Annotated in this window: 16 protein-coding genes and 1 pseudogene; 12 read left to right on the top strand and 5 right to left on the bottom strand. The window is 71.8% G+C overall.

Annotation, left to right across the window (positions count from 1 at the left end):
* Positions 1-360 precede the first annotated feature (360 nt).
* From AQJ58_RS39845 to AQJ58_RS39830, 5 genes are all read left to right on the top strand, one after another.
* Positions 361-1,167, top strand: a complete 807-nt coding sequence (locus AQJ58_RS39845) for a phosphatase (RefSeq protein ID WP_067259506.1) — start codon at positions 361-363, stop codon at positions 1,165-1,167.
* Positions 1,168-1,296: 129 nt separating this feature from the next.
* Positions 1,297-1,509: a helix-turn-helix domain-containing protein gene (locus AQJ58_RS39840; RefSeq protein ID WP_004984898.1), complete on the top strand. Its 213-nt coding sequence runs from the start codon at positions 1,297-1,299 to the stop codon at positions 1,507-1,509.
* Between the two features lie 122 nt (positions 1,510-1,631).
* Positions 1,632-1,730 carry a 30S ribosomal protein bS22 gene (locus AQJ58_RS42190; protein WP_003948845.1) on the top strand — a complete coding sequence of 33 codons (99 nt, stop codon included), beginning with the start codon at positions 1,632-1,634 and terminating at the stop codon, positions 1,728-1,730.
* Positions 1,731-2,048: 318 nt separating this feature from the next.
* Positions 2,049-3,143: an NAD-dependent epimerase/dehydratase family protein gene (locus AQJ58_RS39835; protein WP_067259497.1), complete on the top strand. Its 1,095-nt coding sequence runs from the start codon at positions 2,049-2,051 to the stop codon at positions 3,141-3,143.
* Between the two features lie 14 nt (positions 3,144-3,157).
* A complete protein-coding gene (locus tag AQJ58_RS39830; RefSeq protein WP_067259495.1) occupies positions 3,158-4,219 on the top strand; it encodes a lysophospholipid acyltransferase family protein in 1,062 nt (353 codons plus the stop codon).
* 109 nt (positions 4,220-4,328) lie between these two features.
* Here AQJ58_RS39830 and AQJ58_RS39825 read toward each other — a convergent pair whose 3' ends face one another.
* The 3 genes from AQJ58_RS39825 to AQJ58_RS39815 form a co-directional block, all read right to left on the bottom strand.
* Positions 4,329-5,564, bottom strand: a complete 1,236-nt coding sequence (locus AQJ58_RS39825; RefSeq protein ID WP_067259493.1) for a DUF5667 domain-containing protein — start codon at positions 5,562-5,564, stop codon at positions 4,329-4,331.
* A gap of 249 nt (positions 5,565-5,813) precedes the next feature.
* The gene (locus tag AQJ58_RS39820) at positions 5,814-6,602 is read right to left on the bottom strand and encodes an ECF subfamily RNA polymerase sigma factor, BldN family (RefSeq protein ID WP_079079530.1); all 789 of its coding nucleotides are present in this window, start codon (positions 6,600-6,602) and stop codon (positions 5,814-5,816) included.
* Between the two features lie 342 nt (positions 6,603-6,944).
* On the bottom strand, positions 6,945-7,877 hold the full coding sequence (locus tag AQJ58_RS39815; RefSeq protein WP_079079529.1) for an HAD family hydrolase: 933 nt from the start codon (positions 7,875-7,877) through the stop codon (positions 6,945-6,947).
* A 130-nt stretch (positions 7,878-8,007) separates the two neighbouring features.
* On the opposite strand from AQJ58_RS39815, the gene AQJ58_RS39810 reads away from it, so the two are divergent.
* The 5 genes from AQJ58_RS39810 to AQJ58_RS39790 all read left to right on the top strand — a co-directional run bounded on the left by AQJ58_RS39810 (position 8,008) and on the right by AQJ58_RS39790 (position 13,725).
* Positions 8,008-8,292, top strand: a complete 285-nt coding sequence (locus AQJ58_RS39810) for a glutaredoxin family protein (protein WP_079079528.1) — start codon at positions 8,008-8,010, stop codon at positions 8,290-8,292.
* Positions 8,293-8,580: 288 nt separating this feature from the next.
* Positions 8,581-9,345 carry a redox-sensing transcriptional repressor Rex gene (locus AQJ58_RS39805; RefSeq protein ID WP_067259488.1) on the top strand — a complete coding sequence of 255 codons (765 nt, stop codon included), beginning with the start codon at positions 8,581-8,583 and terminating at the stop codon, positions 9,343-9,345.
* Positions 9,342-11,054: a glutamyl-tRNA reductase gene (locus AQJ58_RS39800; RefSeq protein ID WP_067259486.1), complete on the top strand. Its 1,713-nt coding sequence runs from the start codon at positions 9,342-9,344 to the stop codon at positions 11,052-11,054. Before AQJ58_RS39805 ends, AQJ58_RS39800 begins: the two co-directional genes overlap by 4 nt.
* A gap of 5 nt (positions 11,055-11,059) precedes the next feature.
* A complete protein-coding gene (gene hemC, locus AQJ58_RS39795; RefSeq protein WP_067259484.1) occupies positions 11,060-12,019 on the top strand; it encodes a hydroxymethylbilane synthase in 960 nt (319 codons plus the stop codon).
* Positions 12,016-13,725: a bifunctional uroporphyrinogen-III C-methyltransferase/uroporphyrinogen-III synthase gene (locus AQJ58_RS39790; RefSeq protein WP_067259483.1), complete on the top strand. Its 1,710-nt coding sequence runs from the start codon at positions 12,016-12,018 to the stop codon at positions 13,723-13,725. The genes hemC and AQJ58_RS39790 overlap by 4 nt, the downstream gene beginning before the upstream one ends.
* A 92-nt stretch (positions 13,726-13,817) precedes the next feature.
* On the opposite strand, the pseudogene AQJ58_RS46105 reads toward AQJ58_RS39790, so the two are convergent.
* A pseudogene (locus AQJ58_RS46105) lies at positions 13,818-16,104 on the bottom strand (peptidoglycan recognition protein).
* Between the two features lie 219 nt (positions 16,105-16,323).
* On the opposite strand from AQJ58_RS46105, the gene hemB reads away from it, so the two are divergent.
* Entirely contained in the window at positions 16,324-17,316 is a 993-nt protein-coding gene (gene hemB, locus AQJ58_RS39780; RefSeq protein WP_067259481.1) for a porphobilinogen synthase, read from the top strand.
* A 359-nt stretch (positions 17,317-17,675) separates the two neighbouring features.
* On the top strand, positions 17,676-18,869 hold the full coding sequence (locus AQJ58_RS39775) for an aminotransferase-like domain-containing protein (protein ID WP_067259479.1): 1,194 nt from the start codon (positions 17,676-17,678) through the stop codon (positions 18,867-18,869).
* Positions 18,870-18,882: 13 nt separating this feature from the next.
* On the opposite strand, the gene AQJ58_RS39770 is transcribed toward AQJ58_RS39775, so the two are convergent.
* On the bottom strand, positions 18,883-19,659 hold the full coding sequence (locus AQJ58_RS39770; RefSeq protein ID WP_067259478.1) for a DUF4253 domain-containing protein: 777 nt from the start codon (positions 19,657-19,659) through the stop codon (positions 18,883-18,885).
* Between the last annotated feature and the right edge of the window lie 43 nt (positions 19,660-19,702).

The following is a 19,702-nucleotide window of genomic DNA, read 5'->3' as shown; positions in this document are numbered from 1 at the left end:
AAGGGGTGCCCGTCCTCGGGGCTCGGCCCCGGGCCCCGGCGGGGAGTGTGTCCCCTGTGCCGGCTTGCTCGGTCTGCCCGGCTCGGTGGGGAGAGAGGTGCCCGTCCTCGGGGCTCGGCCCCGGACCCCGGCGGGGACTGCGTCCCCTGCGCCGGCCTGCTCGGTCTGCCCGGCTCCGTGGGGAGAGAGGTGCCCGTCCTCCGGGCTCCGCCCCGCCCCCAACCGGTACCTCACCGCCAAAGGTCGGTCCGCTCCTAACGGCACCCCCACCCCTCCCCCTTACGCCAACCGTGCTCACTTCCCCCCGTTCGAAGGCTGGGGAGTCGGGGGTGAGGGAGTATCGGGAGGGTGTTCAGGGATGTGGGTGGGATTCGGGGTTATCTCCTCGGGGTGGGGCTGGCGGGGGTGGTGGGGACCGCTCGGGAGGTGAGTCTGCGGAGGTATCGGGGGTTCGCCGTTCGGGATCCTCGGGTGTTGATCGGGGTGTGTCCCGAAAGAGAGTGGGGGGTGGATGAGTTGGTCGCTTTGATGGCGGAGAAGTGTGGGGTTTCGGACGATCCACTGTGTGTTTCAGGGCAGGATGTGATTGATCCCGAGCGGACCGTGGCCGCGCTGGATGCCTTCGGGGAGCGGGTGGGGGCGGTTGCCCAGCGTGGTGGGAGCGTGTTGCTCGGGACCGGGCACCCGGACCGGCTGCTGGGTTTCTACGCCGGGCTCGCAGACGCTTTGTCGGCGGTGGGAGTAAGTGTCCTCACCCCGGCGCAGGGTCGCTGTGTCGACATAACGACCCGGTTCGGTCTACGTACGTGCACGCTCGACTACGTCGGAGGGGTCGGGGTCGTGCGGGAGCGCGATGGTGAACGCGCCGGTTGTGCGACCCCCGTGCACAGCCATTCCCCGCTGCCGGTTCGGGTGGCGCTCGGGGCGGCCGCCGAGGAGGGCGGGGTCCTGCCCGATCTTGTGATCGGAGACCACGGCTGGGTCTGCGGTGCAGGTCAGCTGGGGGTCGAGGCCATCGGGCTGGCAGATACGGATGACCCGGCGCTGTTCGTGGGGGAGGCGGAGGGGGCCGTATCCGTCGTCGTTCCGCTTGATGACGGCGTGCGGTCCGATTACTACCTGCCGCTGACCCGCTACGTACTCAATCGAGCGTGTCTGTCACAGTAGGCCTGCGATGGGTGCACCTCTTCCCCACTCGCATCACCCGCCCCTACATTGGGGAGTGAGCACGCAACGACGAAGAGTCACCGGAAGGGGAAGCCGGTGGCCGTCGAGTGCGGAAGGTTCAGGTGTGTCATGGCTGCAGCAGGCGAAAGGCCTCTGAACGAGGTTCAGTTCCTTACCGTGGCGGAAGTCGCCTCGGTGATGCGAGTGTCCAAGATGACCGTGTACCGGCTGGTGCACAGCGGTCATCTGCCCGCGATCCGGGTGGGGCGGTCCTTCCGCGTCCCCGAGCAAGCGGTCCACGAGTACCTCCGCGAGAGCTATGTGGGGGTGGAAACCGCCTGATGGACCCCCTCCGGAGCCCTCGATTACGACCTCGGCGCTCGGGCGGGTAGGCTGGCCCCTCGTAGGTCGTATGGGCCCATGGCGCCCAAACACCGAGTGATGAGAAGTGAGCGAGGGTAGTCGTGGGCTCTGTTATCAAGAAGCGGCGCAAGCGGATGGCCAAGAAGAAGCACCGCAAGCTGCTCAAGCGCACGCGCGTTCAGCGTCGTAACAAGAAGTAAGGCCCGTCCTTCACTTCTTCGCGAGACGCGAGCCGCGAAAGCGCGGTGTGGCCCCCAGTCGGTTCAGCCGGCGGGGGCCACACGCATGTCCGGGTGGTGTGCGGTGGGCTGAATGCCGTGCGCGTCTCTGGACGGGGCGGGGGCGGGCAGAGCCCCGCTGATCTGGTCCTATGACCGCGACCGTGGCGTCTCCTGCCGTCGCGTCGTGTGTCGGTCGGTCATCGCTGTGCAACATCGACCCGATAGGTTGGCCCGGACGCGGGGAACGCGGCAGGGTACGAGCAGTGCATCAGTGCGGACGAGAGGAAGGCGCTGGTCTTGGGGAAGGTCGTACTCGTGACCGGAGTGGCCCGCCAGCTGGGGGGCCGGTTCGTCCGACGGATTCAGCGTGACCCGGATGTCGAGCGGGTCGTCGCGGTGGACGCCGTGCGGCCGGAGCACCATCTGGGCGGTGCCGAGTTCGTCCAGGCCGACATCCGGCAGCCCACCATCGCGCGCGTGCTGGCCGAGACCGGCGCCGACACCGTCGTCCACCTCGATGTGACGGCGACCGCGCTGGGCAGCGGCAGCCGGACCACGGTCAAGGAGACCAACGTCATCGGGACCATGCAGCTGCTCGGCGCCTGTCAGAAGTCGCCCAGCGTGAAGCGGCTGGTGGTGAAGAGCAGTACCAATGTGTACGGGTCCGCGCCCCGGGATCCCGCCGTGTTCACCGAGACCACCTCCGCCAAGTCCCTGCCCAGCGGCGGGTTCGCCAAGGACACCGTCGAGGTCGAGGGATATGTGCGCGGGTTCGCGCGGCGGCGGCCCGATGTGGCCGTGTGTGTGCTGCGGTTCGCCAACATCCTGGGGCCGACCGCCGAGACCCCACTCGCCTCGTACTTCGCGCTCCCCGTGCTGCCGACCGTGCTCGGCTACGACCCGCGGTTGCAGTTCGTGCACGAGGACGATGTGATCGAGGTGCTGCGGATCGCCTCGCACGAGCCGGCGCGCGGCACGCTCAACAGCGGGACCTTCAACATCGCCGGGGACGGGGTGCTGCTGCTGTCGCAGTGCTCGCGGCGGCTCGGGCGGCCCACCGTGCCACTGCTGCTGCCGGCCGTCACCTGGGCGGGCTCGCTGGTGCGGACGCTGGGGATGACGGACTTCTCGCCCGAGCAGATCCGGCTGCTGACCCATGGACGGGTCGTGTCGACCACGCAGATGCGCGAGACGCTCGGGTTCACCCCGCGGTACACGACGGCGGAGACGTTCGCGGACTTCGCGCGCAGTCAGGGGCCCGGGCTGCTGCCGCCCGAGGCCGTCGCGCGGGCCGTCGACCGGGTGGGTGCGCTGCCGCCGCTCGCCCGCGGCGGCTCCGGCAGCGGTCCCGGCCCCTCCGTGGTCCATCCCTCGACGCCGAGCGCCAACTGAGGAGCGCATCAACGATGGCGGACGCCAAGGTCATTCCGTTCGACGACGACCGGACCCGCGGGGGCGCCTCGGCGCGACCGTCGCGGCGCCGGGGTGTGGGGAGCCGGCGCAAGAACAGCGAGCCCGCGCCGGTCCGTGAGCTTGCCGAGGCCGGTGAGATCGGCGAGGTCCAGCCCCTGCCCACCCGGTCCGTAGAGCGGGATGATGTTCCTGTGACGACTGATGCGCGGGACGAGGGGGGTCTCGAGCGGCGTATCGCGGGCGGGCTGTCCTTCCTGCGGCGGCGGCTCACGGGCGACTACGAGGTCGACGACTTCGGTTACGACGAGGAGCTCACGGACCAGGTCCTGATGTCGCTGCTGCGGCCGGTGTACGAGAAGTACTTCCGGGTCGAGGTCAAGGGCATCGAGAACATCCCGGCGGAGGGTGGGGCGCTGATCGTCGCCAACCACTCGGGGACGGTGCCGCTGGACGGTCTGATGATGCAGGTCGCCGTCCATGACCGGCATCCGGCGGGCCGTCATCTGCGGCTGCTCGCCGCCGACCTGGTGTTCGTGCTGCCGGTCGTCAACGAGCTGGCGCGCAAGCTGGGGCACACTCTCGCCTGCGCGGAGGACGCGGAACGGCTGCTCGGGGCGGGCGAGCTGGTCGGGGTGATGCCGGAGGGCTTCAAGGGCATCGGCAAGCCGTTCAGCGAGCGTTACAAGCTCCAGCGGTTCGGCCGGGGCGGCTTCGTCTCGACGGCGCTGCGCCAGGGGGCGCCGATCATTCCCTGCTCGATCGTCGGGGCGGAGGAGATCTATCCGATGATCGGCAACGCGAAGACGCTGGCGCGGGTGCTCGGGTTCCCGTACTTCCCGCTGACGCCGACCTTCCCGTGGCTCGGTCCGCTGGGGGCGGTGCCGCTGCCGACGAAGTGGACGATCCAGTTCGGGGAGCCGATCCCGACGGACGGCTATCCGCCGGAGGCGGCGGAGGACCCGATGCTGATGTTCAACCTGACCGACCAGGTACGGGAACAGATCCAGCACACGCTGTACAAACTGCTGGTGCAGCGGCGGTCGGTGTTCTTCTGACCGGTAGACCGGCTGACCGGCTGACTGGCAGACCGGCGGTGATACCGCGAGGGCTCTGCGGGTACGGCGTTGGGGGCGGCCCTCTGGAAGGGCCGCCCCCAACGGGGTGTCAGCTCGCGTCTTCGCTGTCGATGCCCAGGCCGGGGAGGAGGCCGGGGAGGAGGGGCGGGATGGTGACGTCGGGGGCGGTGGAGGGGATGCCCGTCGACGGGGAGGTCGAGTTCGTGCCCTCCGGCTGGTCCAGGAGGCCGCCCGTGCTGCCGCCCAGGAGGCCGTCGTCGGTCGTGCCGGAGCCGGCCGACTTGCTGGGGCCGCTGCCCGTGCTGGTGCCGCCGGTGTGGGAGGCGTCGCCGGTGCCGGGGCCGGCGGAGCGGCCGGTGCCGGTCGAGGTGTCGGCGGACGACGGGCCGGAGCCCGGTCCGCCGGTGCCGCCCCGGGCGGGGGGACGGGGGAGCCGGGACTGTAGCGGGGCGACCTCTTCGTCTATGGCCTCGAAGACCGACGACACCTGCTGACTGACGTCGCCCAGCTGGACGGGCAGTCTTTCGCGCAGGGCGCCCCAGGCCTCGCGGTGGGAGCGGGAGAACGCGTCCAGGGCCTGGATGGGACCCAGGGAGTCCGGATCGCGCTCGAACGCCTCGTGGAGCAGCCGGTGCCCCTCGGAGGCGTCGTGCTGCATACCGCTGAGGGCGCGGCGGATCTCGCCCAGTGACTCGTGGTCGAGGTGGCCGCCGCGGCCGCGTTCCATGAGGCGGCGGGCCTCGTTGAGCCGGGTGGAGGCCTGGTCGAGGTAGGTCCGGCCGCGTTCGTCGTCGCCGTCGGACAGGTAGTTCAGCTTGAAGTCCTCGATGCCGCGTTTGAGGCCGTAGAGCCCGTCACCCGGGAGGGCGTCGGAACTCGCGGCCGCCACCCCGCCGAAGGCCCCCGCGGCCACGCCCACGCTCAGGCCGCCCGCGGTGAGGCCCTTGGCTAGCCGGCTGCGCGGCCGGAGCTTTCCCAGGGGGCTCGCCCGGTGCGCGCCGCCCTTGGCGCGGCGGGACCGCTGTTCCGGTACCGGCCTGTCCGCCGCCTCGCCTCCTGCGGTGCCCGCTTGCAGCATGGCCTCCATCGCGGCGACCAACTGGGCCCGCTGGACGACCTTGACCTCGGGGTCGAGCTCCGGTTTGGGCAGCTCGGCGAGACTCGTCGCGAGGGCCAGGAGGCGGCCCCGCTCGGTCTGGTCCGCAGCGGCCGGGGCCGGCGGTGATCCTTCGGTCTGCTCGGCCGCCGTGCCCTGGTCGGACTGCTCCTCCAGGGCCTGGGCGAAGGCGTTCGCCCGCCGGTGCGCCGATACGTTCGCGATCACTGGCGGCACCTCCTCTCGTCATGACGGTCGACTCCCCGGGGATCTCGAGGGTTGCACGGCCCGTTCTGCTTTCCCTCGATCGAGTGATCGGGGTCGGCCGGGACGTGACCACAGGGAGCCTGTATCCCGCACAACGACTGGCGCGGTACTTGGGTTACGGACGGCGGATGAACGGATCGGGAAGGCAACGGACTTTCACTGAACGTGAGTTGGGGATCGCCGACAGTTGACGCACCGGGCCCGCCGGGCTCAGCGGGCGTCGTCCGGCAGGAGCCGGGCGAGGGTGCGGACGGCGCGGTACTGGAGGGTCTTGATGGCACCCTCGTTCTTGCCCATCACCCGAGCGGTCTCGGCGACGGACAGGCCCTGGAGGAAGCGGAGGGTGACGCATTCCTGCTGCTGGGGGTTGAGCCGGCGTACGGCGTCCAGCAGGGCGGCGTTGGAGAGGGACTCCAGGACGGAGTCCTCGGGGGAGCGCTCGACCTCGTTGGCGTCGAGCATCTCGCCGGTGGTCACCTCCAGCCGGAAGCGGCTGGACTTGAAGTGGTCGGCGACGAGGTTGCGGGCGATGGTCACGAGCCAGGCGCCGAAGTCACGGCCCTGCCAGGTGAAGGTGCCGATGCGGCGCAGGGCGCGCAGGAACGTCTCACTGGTGAGGTCCTCGGCGGTCGCCTTGCCGCCGACGCGGTAGTAGATGTAGCGGTAGACGGTGTCGCTGTACTGGTCGTACAGGCGCCCGAACGCGTCGGCCTCGCCGGCCTGGGCGCGTTCGACGAGGTCCATCATCCGGGCGCTGTCGCTGTCGGCCGCGGGACGGCGGGCCGGGGTGGTCGCGCCGCCAGCCGAGCGTCCTCTTCTGCCGACCGCGGCGCTGCTTTCCGCGAGGGCGTAGCAGGGGCCCGCTGGTCCCGCGGGGACTGCGGTGGCGAGGGCGGGGACGCCGTACGCGGTGGGGACGCGCAGCGACTCTTTGATCGTGGCGACCGTTGCGCGCAGCGTAGCCAGGCCCGAGGCGTCAACCCCGACGTGTGGGTACACGGGACTCCCAGAGGCAGAGCTTCCATCACGTGCAGTGCGGGACCTTTCACCCGTCGTAGCGACAGGAGGTACCGGTTTGCGTCTGAGGAGAATAACGCTTCGTGCAGGCGCTGCTACACCGAGTTGCTCAAAACTTCGATTACGTCGCTTCTGTGCCCGATTGGTATTCGATCAAGATGCACAGGGTGAGCGGTTATTGATCGGAAAGGTTTGGGTTTCGGGTCGGTCGGGCGCGTGTTGTGGCTGTGCGCGGACAACGCGAATAGACGGCCGCACCCGGGGGTACGACCGTCTGTTGCGGTGTGCTGTGCGGTGCGCCGTCCGGGCGCGGGTCCGTGTGTCTCAGCGGCGCCGTTTGTGCAGGGCGATGGCCGCCGCAGTGCCGCCCGCCACCGCTCCCACTCCCGCCGCGGCCGGGATGCCGACCTTCGCCGCCTTGCGGCCGGTGCGGTAGTCGCGCAGGCGCCAGTCGAGGCCCCGGGCGTGTTTGCGGAGTTTGGCGTCGGGGTTGATCGCGTAGGGGTGGCCGACGAGGGAGAGCATCGGGATGTCGTTGTGGGAGTCGCTGTAGGCGGCGCAGCGGGAGAGGTCGAGGCCCTCCGCCGCGGCCAGGGCGCGGACCGCCTCCGCCTTGGCGGGGCCGTGCAGCGGCTCGCCGACGAGCCTGCCCGTGTAGACGCCGTCGACCGACTCGGCGACCGTGCCGAGGGCGCCGGTGAGGCCGAGGCGGCGGGCGATCACCGTGGCGATCTCCACCGGGGCGGCTGTGACCAACCACACCTTCTGACCGGCGTCCAGATGGGCCTGGGCGAGGGCCCGGGTGCCCGGCCAGATGCGCTCGGCCATGTACTCGTCGTAGATCTCCTCGCCGATCGACTGGAGTTCGGCGACGCGGTGGCCCTTGACGATGGACAGGGCCGAGTCGCGGGCGTCCTGCATGTGCTCGGGGTCCTCGATGCCGGCCATCCGGAACCACGCCTGCTGCCAGGCGAACCGGACCAGGTCGCGGGTCTCGAAGAATTTGCGTTTGTACAGGCCACGGCCGAAGTGGAACAGGGCGGCGCCCTGCATCACCGTGTTGTCCAGGTCGAAGAAGGCGGCGGCCAGCGCGTCGCCGTGGACCGGGAACTGCGGTTCGGCCCCTTCTTCTTCCGGGGCCTGGTGCTGTTCTTCCTGAGTGGACTTGCGGGCGGCCTCAGCCGAGGCCTCGCCAGCCAACACGCTCCGCGCCGTGGCGGAGCGCCTACGGGGGGTGAGCCATCCGAGAGCGGCCATGGCGTGAGCATAGCCAGTTTGTTCGGTGGTTCCGGAGCCACGAGGTTCGGAGGGTGTGAACTCTCCGGGGCCGCACCGTTAAAGAGGGGGCGGGAACACGCGGGGAGAGGGGGCGGGAACACGCGCGAGAATGGCCCGTATGAGTCCCCTCTTTCGAAGGAAGGGGCCGGCCCCGCAGGACCGGCTCGTCACGCTCATCGGCAAGCCCGACTGCCATCTGTGCGAGGACGCGCAGACCGTGGTCGAGAAGGTGTGCGGCGAACTCGGTGTGCCCTGGGAGCACCGGGACATCACCGAGGACCGGGCGCTGCACGACGCGTACTGGGAACAGATCCCGGTGGTGCTCGTGGACGGCAGGCAGCACACCTTCTGGCGGGTGGACGAGACGCGGCTGCGCAAGGCGCTGACCGACTAGGCCCTGACCGACCAGGAACTGACCGACCCGTACAACAAGGGCCGGGCGTCGCTTAGGATCGATGGCGGTTTGGTCTCGGGGGCGGGATTCACGAGGAGTGTGTCGGTTTTGGCCCCAGGGATGCTCCCAGGGATGTCCCCGGGAACGACGCGCGTGACCCCGGTCACGTTGGGCGGGCAAATCGGACACCATCTTTGTGCACGCGTTCACAAAGACATAGCCTGCTGTCGACGGGGCGGTCTGGGTACGTGTGACCGCCCGCAGCCCCGCTCTACCCGCAGGAGCACCGTGGCAACTGGCCGAACTCACCGACCGGCGACCCGAAGCCGAGGGATTCCCGAGGCCACCGTCGCCAGGCTTCCGCTGTACCTCCGCGCGCTGACCGCGCTCTCGGAGCGCTCGGTACCCACGGTCTCCTCCGAGGAACTGGCCGCGGCGGCGGGGGTCAACTCCGCCAAGCTGCGCAAGGACTTCTCCTACCTGGGTTCCTACGGAACGCGCGGTGTCGGCTACGACGTCGAGTATCTCGTCTACCAGATCTCCCGTGAGCTCGGGCTCACCCAGGACTGGCCGGTAGTGATCGTCGGCATCGGAAACCTCGGCGCCGCCCTCGCCAACTACGGCGGGTTCGCCTCCCGCGGCTTCCGGGTCGCCGCCCTCATCGACGCCGACCCCGCGATGGCCGGCAAGCCCGTCGCCGGCATCCCGGTGCAGCACACCGACGACCTGGAAAAGATCGTCACCGACAACGGCGTGTCGATCGGCGTCATCGCCACGCCCGCCGGTGCCGCCCAGCCGGTCTGCGACCGGCTCGTGGCCGCCGGGGTCACCTCCATCCTGAACTTCGCGCCGACCGTCCTGTCCGTCCCGGACGGCGTCGACGTGCGCAAGGTCGACCTCTCCATCGAGCTGCAGATCCTCGCCTTCCACGAGCAGCGCAAGGCCGGCGAGGAGCACGCCGCCCACGAGGGCGCCGTGGCGCCGGCCGTGGCGCACGACGAGACCACCGACCAGGGGCCCGACGGGGACGTACCCGCCGTGATGCCGGCATGAGTCTCCTCGTCGTCGGACTGAGCCACCGCAGCGCGCCCGTCAGCGTCCTGGAGCGGGCCTCCCTCTCCCCGGACGCCCAGCTCAAGCTGCTCCAGGACACGGTCGCCGCCGAACCGGCCGCCGAGGCCGCCGTCCTCGCCACCTGCAACCGCATCGAGCTCTACGCCGACGTGGACAAGTTCCACGCCGGTGTCGCCGAGCTGTCCACGCTGCTCGCCCAGCACAGCGGCGTGGGCCTGGACGAGCTGACGCCCTACCTCTACGTCCACTACGAGGACCGCGCCGTCCACCACCTGTTCTCGGTGGCCTGCGGCCTGGACTCCATGGTCGTCGGCGAGGGGCAGATCCTCGGGCAGCTCAAGGACTCGCTGGCCAGCGCGCAGGAGCTGCACACCGCCGGCCGGCTGATGAACGACCTGTTCCAGCAGGGCCTGCGGGTGGGCAAGCGGGCCCACTCCGAGACCGGCATCGACCGCGCCGGGCAGTCGCTGGTGACGTTCGGGCTGGAGCAGCTCGCCGCCGGCGCCGAGGTGAGCACCTGGGCCCGGGGCCGAAGAGCGCTGGTCATCGGCGCGGGCTCGATGTCCTCGCTGGCCGCCGCGACCCTGGCGCGCGTGGGCGTCACCGAGGTCGTCGTCGCCAACCGCACCTTCGACCGCGCCGAACGCCTCGCCCGGATACTCGGCGAGGACGAGAACACGGACGTGGCGGCCCGCGCGGTCCCGATCGCATCGGTGCCGGCCGAGCTGACACGTGCCGACGTCGTCGTCTCCTGTACGGGCGCGACGGGACTCGTCCTCACCGCGGAGGCCATCGCGGCGGCCGTCGAGGGCCGCACCGGCGAGCCCGTCGTCTTCGACGAGGAGAACGGCGGACGTACCCCCTCCCTGCGGCCGCTGCCGCCGACCTCCCTCGGCACCGACGAGGGCTGTCCGCTGGACCTGTCCGCCGTGCAGCAGCAGCCCGGGTTCTCCGTGATGGGCGAGGCCGCCGTGGCCGGCATGGACGCGGCGACCCTGGAGCAGCACGCGGCCTGGGTCGACAACGCGAGCGTGGACCGCCGTACCGCCGGCCGCCGCGGCCCCGAGGCCGACGCCGAGCTGATCACCGCGCTGGCCGCCACCGCCGCCACCCTCGGCCGCATCCCCGAGCGCCGCAGGCCCGAGCCGGTCGCCACCCCCGTACGCCCCGCGCCGGTGCTGTTCCTGCTCGACCTCGCGATGCCGCGGGACGTGGACGCCGCCGCGCACCGGCTCGCCGGGGTGCGCCTCGTCGACATCGAGTCGCTCGCCGAGGCCTCCGCCGACGCACCCATGGCCACCGACGTGGACCTGGTCCGGCGGATCGTCGCCGACGAGGTCGCCGCGTTCGGCGCCGCCCAGCGGGCCGCGCACATCACGCCGACCGTGGTCGCGCTGCGGTCGATGGCCGCGGACGTCGTCGCGAACGAGATGGCCCGCCTCGAAGGGCGCCTGCCCGGCCTCGACGACAAGCACCGCGCCGAGATCACCCAGACCGTCAGGCGTGTCGTCGACAAGCTGCTGCACGCGCCGACCGTCAGGGTCAAGCAGCTCGCGGCGGAACCCGGCGGCGCCGGGTACGCGGACGCGCTGCGGACCCTGTTCGACCTCGACCAGGAGGCGGTGGCCGCCGTGTCCCGGGCCGAGGACAGCACCGAGAAGAACGCAGAGAACCGAGGGCCGGCATGAGCGGCATGAGTACGAGAGCACTGAGGCTTGGGACCAGACGGAGCAAGCTCGCCATGGCCCAGTCCGGGCAGGTCGCGGACGCCGTGCGCCGGGTCACCGGCCGGCCGGTCGAGCTCGTCGAGATCACCACCTACGGCGATGTCTCCCGCGAGCACCTCGCGCAGATCGGCGGCACCGGTGTCTTCGTCACGGCCCTGCGCGACGCGCTGCTGAACGGGGAGGTCGACTTCGCGGTTCACTCGCTGAAGGACCTCCCGACCACGCAGCCCGAGGACCTGGTCCTGGCCGCCGTACCGGTGCGCGAGGACCCCCGCGACGTGCTCGTCGCCCGCGACGCGCTGAAGTTCACCGACCTGCCGCGCGGCTCGCGCATCGGCACGGGTTCGCCGCGCCGCATGGCGCAGCTCAACGCGTACGCCCGCGCCCACGCGCTGGACATCGAGACGGTCCCGATCCGCGGCAACGTCGACACGCGGCTCGGATACGTCAAGGGCGGCGAGCTGGACGCGGTGGTGCTGGCCGCGGCCGGCCTGAGCCGCATGGGCCGGATCGACGAGGTCACCGACTTCCTGTCGATAGACACCGTGCTGCCCGCCCCCGGCCAGGGAGCCCTGGCCATCGAATGTGCCGCGCACGACGCGGACCTGATCGCCGCGCTCGGCGCGCTCGACGACCCGTTCACCCGGGTCGCCGTGGCGGCCGAACGGTCACTGCTCGCCGCCCTGGAGGCCGGTTGCAGCGCCCCTGTGGGCGCGCTGGCCGACCTTCTGGCCGACGGGCAGATTGTCAAGGAAATGCGCCTGCGGGCCGTCGTCGGGACCACCGACGGCACCCGCACGGTGCAGCTGTCCACCACCGGTCCCGTGCCCGAGACGCACGACCGGGCAATGGCGCTCGGTCGCGAACTCGCCGCCGAGATGCTTGCCCAGGGCGCGGCCGGTCTGATGGGGGAGCGAGCACAGTGAGCCCCACCGCCCTTCCTGCCGCCGCCGTTCCTGAGCACGGGCACGTCACCTTCCTGGGTGCCGGACCCGGGGATCCGGGACTGCTTACTCTGCGCGCCGTGGAGGCGCTGGCGAACGCGGACGTCCTCGTCGCCGAGCACGAGGTGCTCGACGTCGTACGGACGCACGCGCGGCCCGGCGTGTCCGTCGTGAACGCGGAAACCGGTCCCTCTTCGGACCCGCTTCCGGGCACGGGCACGCCTGTCCCCACGCTTGTTGACGGCACGTCAACAAGCGTCGAGGTACCCGCTGTGCGGGATGCCTCACATCTTGTCATGGAGGCCGCGCGGGGCGGCAGGCGGGTCGTCCGTGCGGTGTCCGGGGACCCGGGACTGGATACGTACGCGGCCGAGGAAATGCTCGCCTGCGCCGCAGCCGGGGTGCCGTTCGAGGTGGTCCCGGGCGTGGCGGCGGCCGTCGGCGTGCCCGCGTACGCCGGGGTGCCGCTGCGCGACGCGCAGGGCGCCGACGTCCGGTTCGTCGACGCGCGCACGGCCTCCGACCGCTGCTGGACCGAGGTCGGCGCCTCCGACGGGACGGTGGTCGTCTCCACGACCCTCGACTCCGTCGCGGCGGCCGCCGGCGAGCTGGTCGCGGCGGGCCGCAAGCCCGACACCCCGATGACCGTCACGGTCGCCGGGACGACCACCCGCCAGCGCACCTGGTCGGCGACGCTCGGCACGATCGCGCAGACGCTGAAGCAGGCGAAGGTGCTGCCCTCGCCGGACGGCGGCCGCCCGGTGATAGCCGTGGTCGGCGAGCGTTCCGCCCCCGCCCAGCGCGCACAGCTGGCCTGGTTCGAGTCCAAGCCGCTGTTCGGCTGGAAGGTCCTCGTGCCGCGCACGAAGGAGCAGGCGGCGTCGCTCTCCGACCAGCTGCGGTCCTACGGCGCGGTGCCGCACGAGGTCCCGACGATCGCCGTCGAGCCGCCGCGCACCCCGCAGCAGATGGAGCGGGCCGTCAAGGGCCTGGTCACCGGCCGCTACGAGTGGATCGCCTTCACCTCGGTCAACGCCGTCAAGGCCGTCCGGGAGAAGTTCGAGGAGTACGGCCTGGACGCCCGGGCCTTCGCGGGCATCAAGGTGGCCGCGGTGGGCGAGCAGACCGCCAAGGCGCTGATCGCCTTCGGCGTGAAGCCCGATCTGGTGCCGAGCGGCGAGCAGAGCGCCGCCGGTCTCCTGGAGGACTGGCCGCCCTACGACCCGGTCTTCGACCCGATCGACCGCGTCTTCCTGCCGCGCGCCGACATCGCCACGGAGACCCTGGTCGCCGGGCTGATCGAGCTGGGCTGGGAGGTCGACGACGTCACCGCGTACCGGACCGTGCGGGCGTCGCCGCCGCCGGCGGAGACCCGTGAGGCGATCAAGGGCGGTGGTTTCGACGCCGTGCTCTTCACCTCGTCCTCGACCGTACGGAACCTGGTGGGCATCGCCGGGAAGCCGCACAACGTGACGGTGATCGCCTGCATCGGCCCGGCGACGGCCAAGACGGCCGAGGAGCACGGGCTGCGGGTGGATGTCATGGCTCCGGAGCCGTCGGTGCACAAGCTGGCGGAGGCGCTGGCCGACTTCGGGCTGCGGCGGCGGGCTGCCGCGCTGGACGCCGGTGACCCGGTGACCCGGCCCAGCGAGCGGCGGCCGGGGTCGCGGCGGCGCCGGGCGACGTAGTCGCCGTCGACGGAGCCCCAGGGCTATATGAGCGCCCCGCCGTCCCTTCAACGGAGACGGTGGGGCGCTTCCCTTTGCGACGCGCTGACCGGTTACTTGATGGAGACCAGCCCGTCCGTGGTGATGGTCGGGCGGCCGCTGGTGCCGGCGACCACGATCTTGACCGTGTGCCTGGCGCTGGTCGACCAGGTCTTCGTCCAGATCGCCTGGCGGTAGAGCGTGGTGGCGGACTTCAGGTCGACCGTCGCCGTCTTCGTGCCGTCGACGTAGACGTACGCCTGCCCGGAGGTGCTCGCGCGGGAGACCACCCAGGCGGCGGAACGGCCGGTGAAGGTCCAGGTGAGGCTCGCTCCCTTGGAGCCGCCGGTGTACGACCCGCCGCCGAGGTAGCCGGTCGACGAACGGCTGGTCCAGCTCCCGGACTTCGTCGCGGCCGTCTCCTGGAGGATCACCGGGGTCGAGGAGAGGGACGCCGTGCGGTAGTTGCCGGCGTAGTCGTAGGCCCGCAGCGACCAGGTGGTGGCGGTGCCCGGTCTGGCCGTACGGCCGGCGGCGGTGACGGTCGGGCCGAAGGTCGCGGTGGTCGGCGCGAGGAGCCGCACGGAGCGCAGCGCCTTGTCGTCGGTGGCCTTCCAGCCCAGGGTGACCGGGACGGCGGTGGTGCTGACGGTGCCGGTGCGCAGGGAGAGCTTCGGGGCCGTGGTGAAGGCCGGGGCCGTGGTCTCCGCCACGACGTTCAGCGCGGCGGTCGTCGTGGCCTTGCCGGACTGGTGGACCGCCCGCACGGCGACGGTGTGGGTGCCCAGGGGCAGGGTCGCGGTCGTCGAGGTGGCCGTGCCGGCCGCCGTCGCGGCGACCTTGCCGTCCACCAGCAGCTCGACCTTCGAGATCAGCACGCCGGGCGTGGTCGTCGTCCACGCCACGGTGACGGCGCCCTTGGTGTAGTACGTCGAGCCCGACAGGGTCGCGCCACCGGCCACCGAGGTGACCTTGAGGCCCTGCACCGGGCCGGCCGCCCAGGCGCGGACGGTCGGCAGCTGGTCGTAGAGCAGTCCGCCGGGGCACTGGGTGTTGTAGCCGTCGCGGTGACCGGAGATCCGGTCGAAGGTGTACGGGCTGCCCGAGGTGAAGCTCTTGCCGAAGAAGTTGGTCTGGGTGGCGCCCGCCGTGAGCTGGACGGTCCCGGCCGGGTCGGCGCCGTACTGGCCGAGTTTCCAGGCCGCGAGACGGGCGATGGAGGTCAGCGCGGCGTCGGTGGCGGAGGTCTGGGTGTAGTCGCCGATGACGGCGACGGCCGCGGACTCACGGTTCCAGCCGTAGGTGTGGGCACCGAACACCGGCCGGTCCACACCGCCCTTGCGGCCCTCGTACAGCGTGCCGCACTTGTCGACGAGGAAGTTGTAGCCGATGTCCTTCCAGCCGCTGACCTGCACGTGGTACGCGTAGATGCTGCGGATGATCGCCGGTGTCTGGTCGCAGGTGTAGTCGTTGGTGCCGTCCGTGTGGTGCACGAACATCACCTTGACGTCGGCGTTGTACTCCGGCGCTTCCGGGCTGATCGACTCGTCGGCGCCCCAGTCGGCGCGGGAGCGGATGGGGGGCTCGGGGACGGTGGACTTGGGGGCGGTGGGGGTCGTGGGGGCTCGCGGAGGCGGTGGCCGAGGGGCTGGTGGTCGCGCTCGCGGTCGCGGTCGAGCTTGCGGTCGCGGAAGAGCCGGTAGCCGAAGGGCTCGCGGTCGCCGAGGGGCTCGCGGTCGCGGACGCGGAGTCCGTGGGGGACGCGGAGACGGTGTCGGTGGGCTCGGCGGCCGAGGCGGAGGGATCGGCGGTCTGCGGGTCCGTCGCACCCGGGATCGGGTCCATGACGAAGGCGGCGGCCTCGGTGCCGGTGCGCGTCTCGGCGCCGGTCACCACTCCCGGGTCGACCAGGTCCACCCGCAGCCCCTTCGGCAGCGCGGCGGTGCTGCCGTTCTTACGGACGACCTGCACCTGGACGCCGTCGGACGGGCCGACCCAGACCGGCTCGGACGCGCCGCGGACCTTCGGGCCCGGCCGGTCCAGCGGGTCGACGTCCAGCTCCAGATCGTGCCAGGCGCTCCACTCGCCGGTCCCGGCGCCGCGGGTGCGCACCTGCGCGGTGCCGGCGAGCCGCTGGGCGCCCCCGGTCCAGGTGACGCCCAGCAGCGAGAACTCCGCGGTGTCCGTGCGCGGCAGCTCCTGACGGTCGGCCGAGGCGCTCTTCAGCGCCAGGCCGTACACCTTCACCGGCCGCTTGGGCCGGGTGCCCTGGTCGGCGGGCGGCCCCGCGACGGCGTACGTCACCACGCCCCCGCTCCCCAGCAGCACCGCGCCCAGCGTCAGCCAGGCCCTTCTGCGCATGCTCAGCGGCCTGTACGCACGCTTCCCGCCCCGGCGTCCACGTCGTCTCACGACGAAACCCCACCCCTATGTCACGTAAACGGTCATCGAGAGCACAACCGGTCGACAGTTGGCCCATACACAGAGCGCTCGATGGCCGGAAAGCGTCACACCCCGGTCCGCGGAGGGTCCGACTCGGCGTCGGCAAAGGCAGGGCCGCCACGGGCGTAGCGTGGACGCATGACGACGTACGGATCCTTCCCGGGTGCGCGGCCGCGGCGGCTGCGGACCACCCCCGTCATGCGGCGCATGGTCGCCGAGACCCGGCTGCACCCGGCCGACTTCATCCTTCCCGCGTTCGTGCGGGAGGGCGTGAGCGAGCCGGTGCCGATCCAGGCGATGCCGGGCGTGGTGCAGCACACGCGGGACAGCCTGAAGAAGGCCGCGCTGGAGGCCGTGGAGGCCGGGGTCTCCGGGATCATGCTCTTCGGGGTGCCGGAGGAGTCGAAGAAGGACGCCCTCGGGACGCCGGGCACCGACCCGGACGGCATCCTCCAGGTCGCCCTGCGGGACGTGCGCGCCGAGGTCGGCGACGACCTGCTCGTGATGTCCGACCTGTGCCTGGACGAGACGACCGACCACGGGCACTGCGGTGTGCTCGACTCCGAGGGGCGCGTGGACAACGACGCGACCCTGGAGCGGTACGCCGAGATGGCCCAGGTGCAGGCCGACGCCGGGGCGCACGTGGTGGGGCCCAGCGGGATGATGGACGGCCAGATCGGCGTCGTCCGCGACGCGCTCGACCAGATCGGACGCGAGGACGTCGCGATCCTCGCCTACACCGCCAAGTACTCGTCGGCGTTCTACGGGCCGTTCCGGGAGGCCGTGGGGTCCTCGCTGCGGGGCGACCGCAAGACGTACCAGCAGGACCCCGCCAACGCCCGTGAGTCCCTGCGGGAACTGGCGCTGGACCTGGAGGAGGGCGCCGACATGGTGATGGTCAAGCCGGCCGGCCCCTACCTCGACATCCTGGCGCGGGTCGCCGACGCGGTGGACGTGCCGGTGGCGGCCTACCAGATCTCCGGGGAGTACTCGATGGTCGAGGCCGCCGCGGAGAAGGGGTGGGTCGACCGGGACCGGGCGATCCTCGAGACGCTCACCGGGATCAAGCGGGCCGGGGCGCGGAACATCCTGACCTACTGGGCCACGGAAGCGGCGCTGAAGCTCCGTTGACGGTGCCGGGTCGGGTTGTCGGGTCGGTGCGGCGCTGCCGTGGCGTGTCGCTCGGTTCCCCGCGCCCCGTCCGAGGGGCCCTCGTCCCGTAGGCCCTGGCCGTCGTCGCAGGCGGTGAGGGTCAGTGCGGCCGTCGCGGTGAGGGCAGCGGCGAGGAGACGGATACGAAGTCCAGGCATGGTGCCAGCCTGGATCGCAGGGACTCCCGTCCTCCACACCTGCCGGGCAACTCGGGACGCCGGTCCGGTCCCACAGCGGCTGACCTGCGCAGACGACGTCCGTTCGGGACGGACCATGGGACGCGGTCCGGATACCGGAAAGTCGGGTGTAGGCGGCACCTATCTCTCTAGGGTGCGGTCATGACACTCGCACCCGTCCCACCGCCGCCCCTGGCCGCCCGTGCCCGGTCCACCGGGGGCTCTCCCGTCCGGGACATCCTGGCCGTCACCGCCCGCCCCGAGGTGATCAACTTCGCGGGCGGGCTGCCCGCCCCGGAACTCTTCGACCGGCAGGGTGTGGCCGAAGCCTTCCGGCACGTCCTGGAGGAGACCCCGGCACAGGCCCTCCAGTACGCCACCACCGAGGGCGAGCCCGCGCTGCGCGAGGCGCTCGCGGCGCGGACCTCGGCACGGGGCCTTGCGACCACCGCCGACGACCTCCTCGTCACCACCGGCAGCCAGCAGGCCCTCTCCCTCCTCGCCACGGCCCTCCTCGACCCCGGCGACACGGTCCTCGTCGAGTCCCCCTGCTACCTCGCCGCCCTCCAGGTCTTCACCCTCGCCGGGGCCCGGATCGTCGCCGTGCCGGGCGACGAGGACGGGCCCGATCCCGAGGCGCTGGCGCGGCTCGTGCTGCGGGAGCGGCCCAAACTCCTCTACACCGTCCCCACCTTCCAGAACCCCACCGGCCGCACCCTGCCCGCCGACCGCCGCGCCGCGCTCGCCTCCGTCGCCGCCCGCCACGGTCTGTGGCTCGTCGAGGACGACCCCTACGGCGAACTCCGCTACGACGGTGAACGCGTCCCCTGGATCGCCGCACACCCGGGCGCCGCCGACCGCACGGTGCTGCTCGGCTCCTTCTCCAAGGTCATGGCCCCCGGCCTGCGGCTGGGCTGGTTGCGCGGCCCCGCCGAGCTGCGGCGCGCCTGTGCCGTCGCCAAGCAGGCCGCCGACCTGCACACCCCGACGGTCAACCAGCTCGCGGCGGCCCGCTATCTCGCCGTCAACGACCTCGACGCCCATGTGGCGAAGGTGGCGGCCGTCTACGGCGAGCGGCGCGACGCCATGCTGGCGGGGCTGGGCGCGGCACTGCCGGAGGGGTCGGTGTGGAACCGGCCCGAGGGCGGCATGTTCCTCTGGGCCCGGCTGCCGGAGTCGTACGACACCACGGCCCTGCTGCCGCGGGTGGTCCGGCACGACGTGGCGTACGTCCCCGGCGCCCCCTTCCACGCAGGCGAACCCGACCGCTCCACCCTCCGGCTGTGCTTCGTGACCCAGACGCCGGAGGAGATCGCGGAGGGGCTGCGCAGGCTGGGGAAGGGGCTCAGGGGGTAGGAGGGAGATCCGCTCAGTCCCACCAGAAGTGCCAGGCGCGTGCCCCGATGATCTTCTCGGCGTACGACGCCAACGTGTCGTCGTCGCCCGGCAGGACGGTGTAGGAGCAGAAGGCGAAGTGTTCGGCGGCGATCGCCTCCGCCTCGGCCCGGCTGGTGGGCGGGGCCGCGACCGAGAGCGCGAGGCGGTCGTAGCCGAGGGCGACGACGCGTATGCCGAAGCGGTCCTCCCAGGAACGCAGGACGGCGCTGAACCGGGCCACGTCCTCGTCCTGGTTCGCCGGGCCCGACCAGCCGAGCGCCGTCGGGATGTCCGCGCTGCGGCGGGCGGCCACCAGGGCGAGGTGCGGCTCCTTGAACTCGGGCACGCCTTCCGACAGCCCGTCGGCGACCTCAGTGGCGCGGGTGTCGGGATCGGCGGCGAGAGTGAGGGGCGCGGCGAGGCCCGGCCACTCCCCGTCCTCCTCCGCCGCGACCTCGGACCAGTACGCGGCGAGCGTCTCGTCGGCGTCGTGGTCCCCGGGGTAGGACATCTCCTCGGGCGCCAACCCCCACTCCTCCGGCCCGCCCTGACCACCGCCCAGATCCACGAGGACGGGCAGCAGCCCCGCCCGCCCTGCGGTCCGGCCCAGGGCCTTCCACGAGCCGGCCCCCGCCTGCTGCTCGGCGTGCCACAGCACGACCTCGCCGGACGTCGCGCCGATCAGCCGACCAGGGGGCAGTTGCAGCCCCAGGGAACGACCGCTCGGGTCGGAGGCCAGCCTGGGCAGCGGGTTGGGAAGAGTCGCCATGCCGTGACTGTAAGGGCAGCCACTGACAACGGGGTTACCTACG

This window comes from Streptomyces sp. DSM 15324 (assembly GCF_001514285.1).
Taxonomy (GTDB): Bacteria; Actinomycetota; Actinomycetes; order Streptomycetales; family Streptomycetaceae; genus Streptomyces.
Note: the sequence above shows the minus strand (reverse complement) of the source record. Positions and strands in the feature narration are given on the sequence as shown.

What these genes read in the sequence shown, in the direction of transcription:
- AQJ58_RS39840 (WP_004984898.1), top strand. Translation starts at nt 1,297, where the DNA reads ATGGCTGCAGCAGGCGAAAGGCCTCTGAACGAGGTTCAGTTCCTTACC.
- AQJ58_RS39830 (WP_067259495.1), top strand. Translation starts at nt 3,158, where the DNA reads ATGGCGGACGCCAAGGTCATTCCGTTCGACGACGACCGGACCCGCGGG.
- AQJ58_RS39815 (WP_079079529.1), bottom strand. Translation starts at nt 7,877, where the DNA reads ATGGCCGCTCTCGGATGGCTCACCCCCCGTAGGCGCTCCGCCACGGCG.
- AQJ58_RS39810 (WP_079079528.1), top strand. Translation starts at nt 8,008, where the DNA reads ATGGCCCGTATGAGTCCCCTCTTTCGAAGGAAGGGGCCGGCCCCGCAG.
- AQJ58_RS39800 (WP_067259486.1), top strand. Translation starts at nt 9,342, where the DNA reads ATGAGTCTCCTCGTCGTCGGACTGAGCCACCGCAGCGCGCCCGTCAGC.
- hemC (WP_067259484.1), top strand. Translation starts at nt 11,060, where the DNA reads ATGAGTACGAGAGCACTGAGGCTTGGGACCAGACGGAGCAAGCTCGCC.
- hemB (WP_067259481.1), top strand. Translation starts at nt 16,324, where the DNA reads ATGACGACGTACGGATCCTTCCCGGGTGCGCGGCCGCGGCGGCTGCGG.
- AQJ58_RS39775 (WP_067259479.1), top strand. Translation starts at nt 17,676, where the DNA reads ATGACACTCGCACCCGTCCCACCGCCGCCCCTGGCCGCCCGTGCCCGG.
- AQJ58_RS39770 (WP_067259478.1), bottom strand. Translation starts at nt 19,659, where the DNA reads ATGGCGACTCTTCCCAACCCGCTGCCCAGGCTGGCCTCCGACCCGAGC.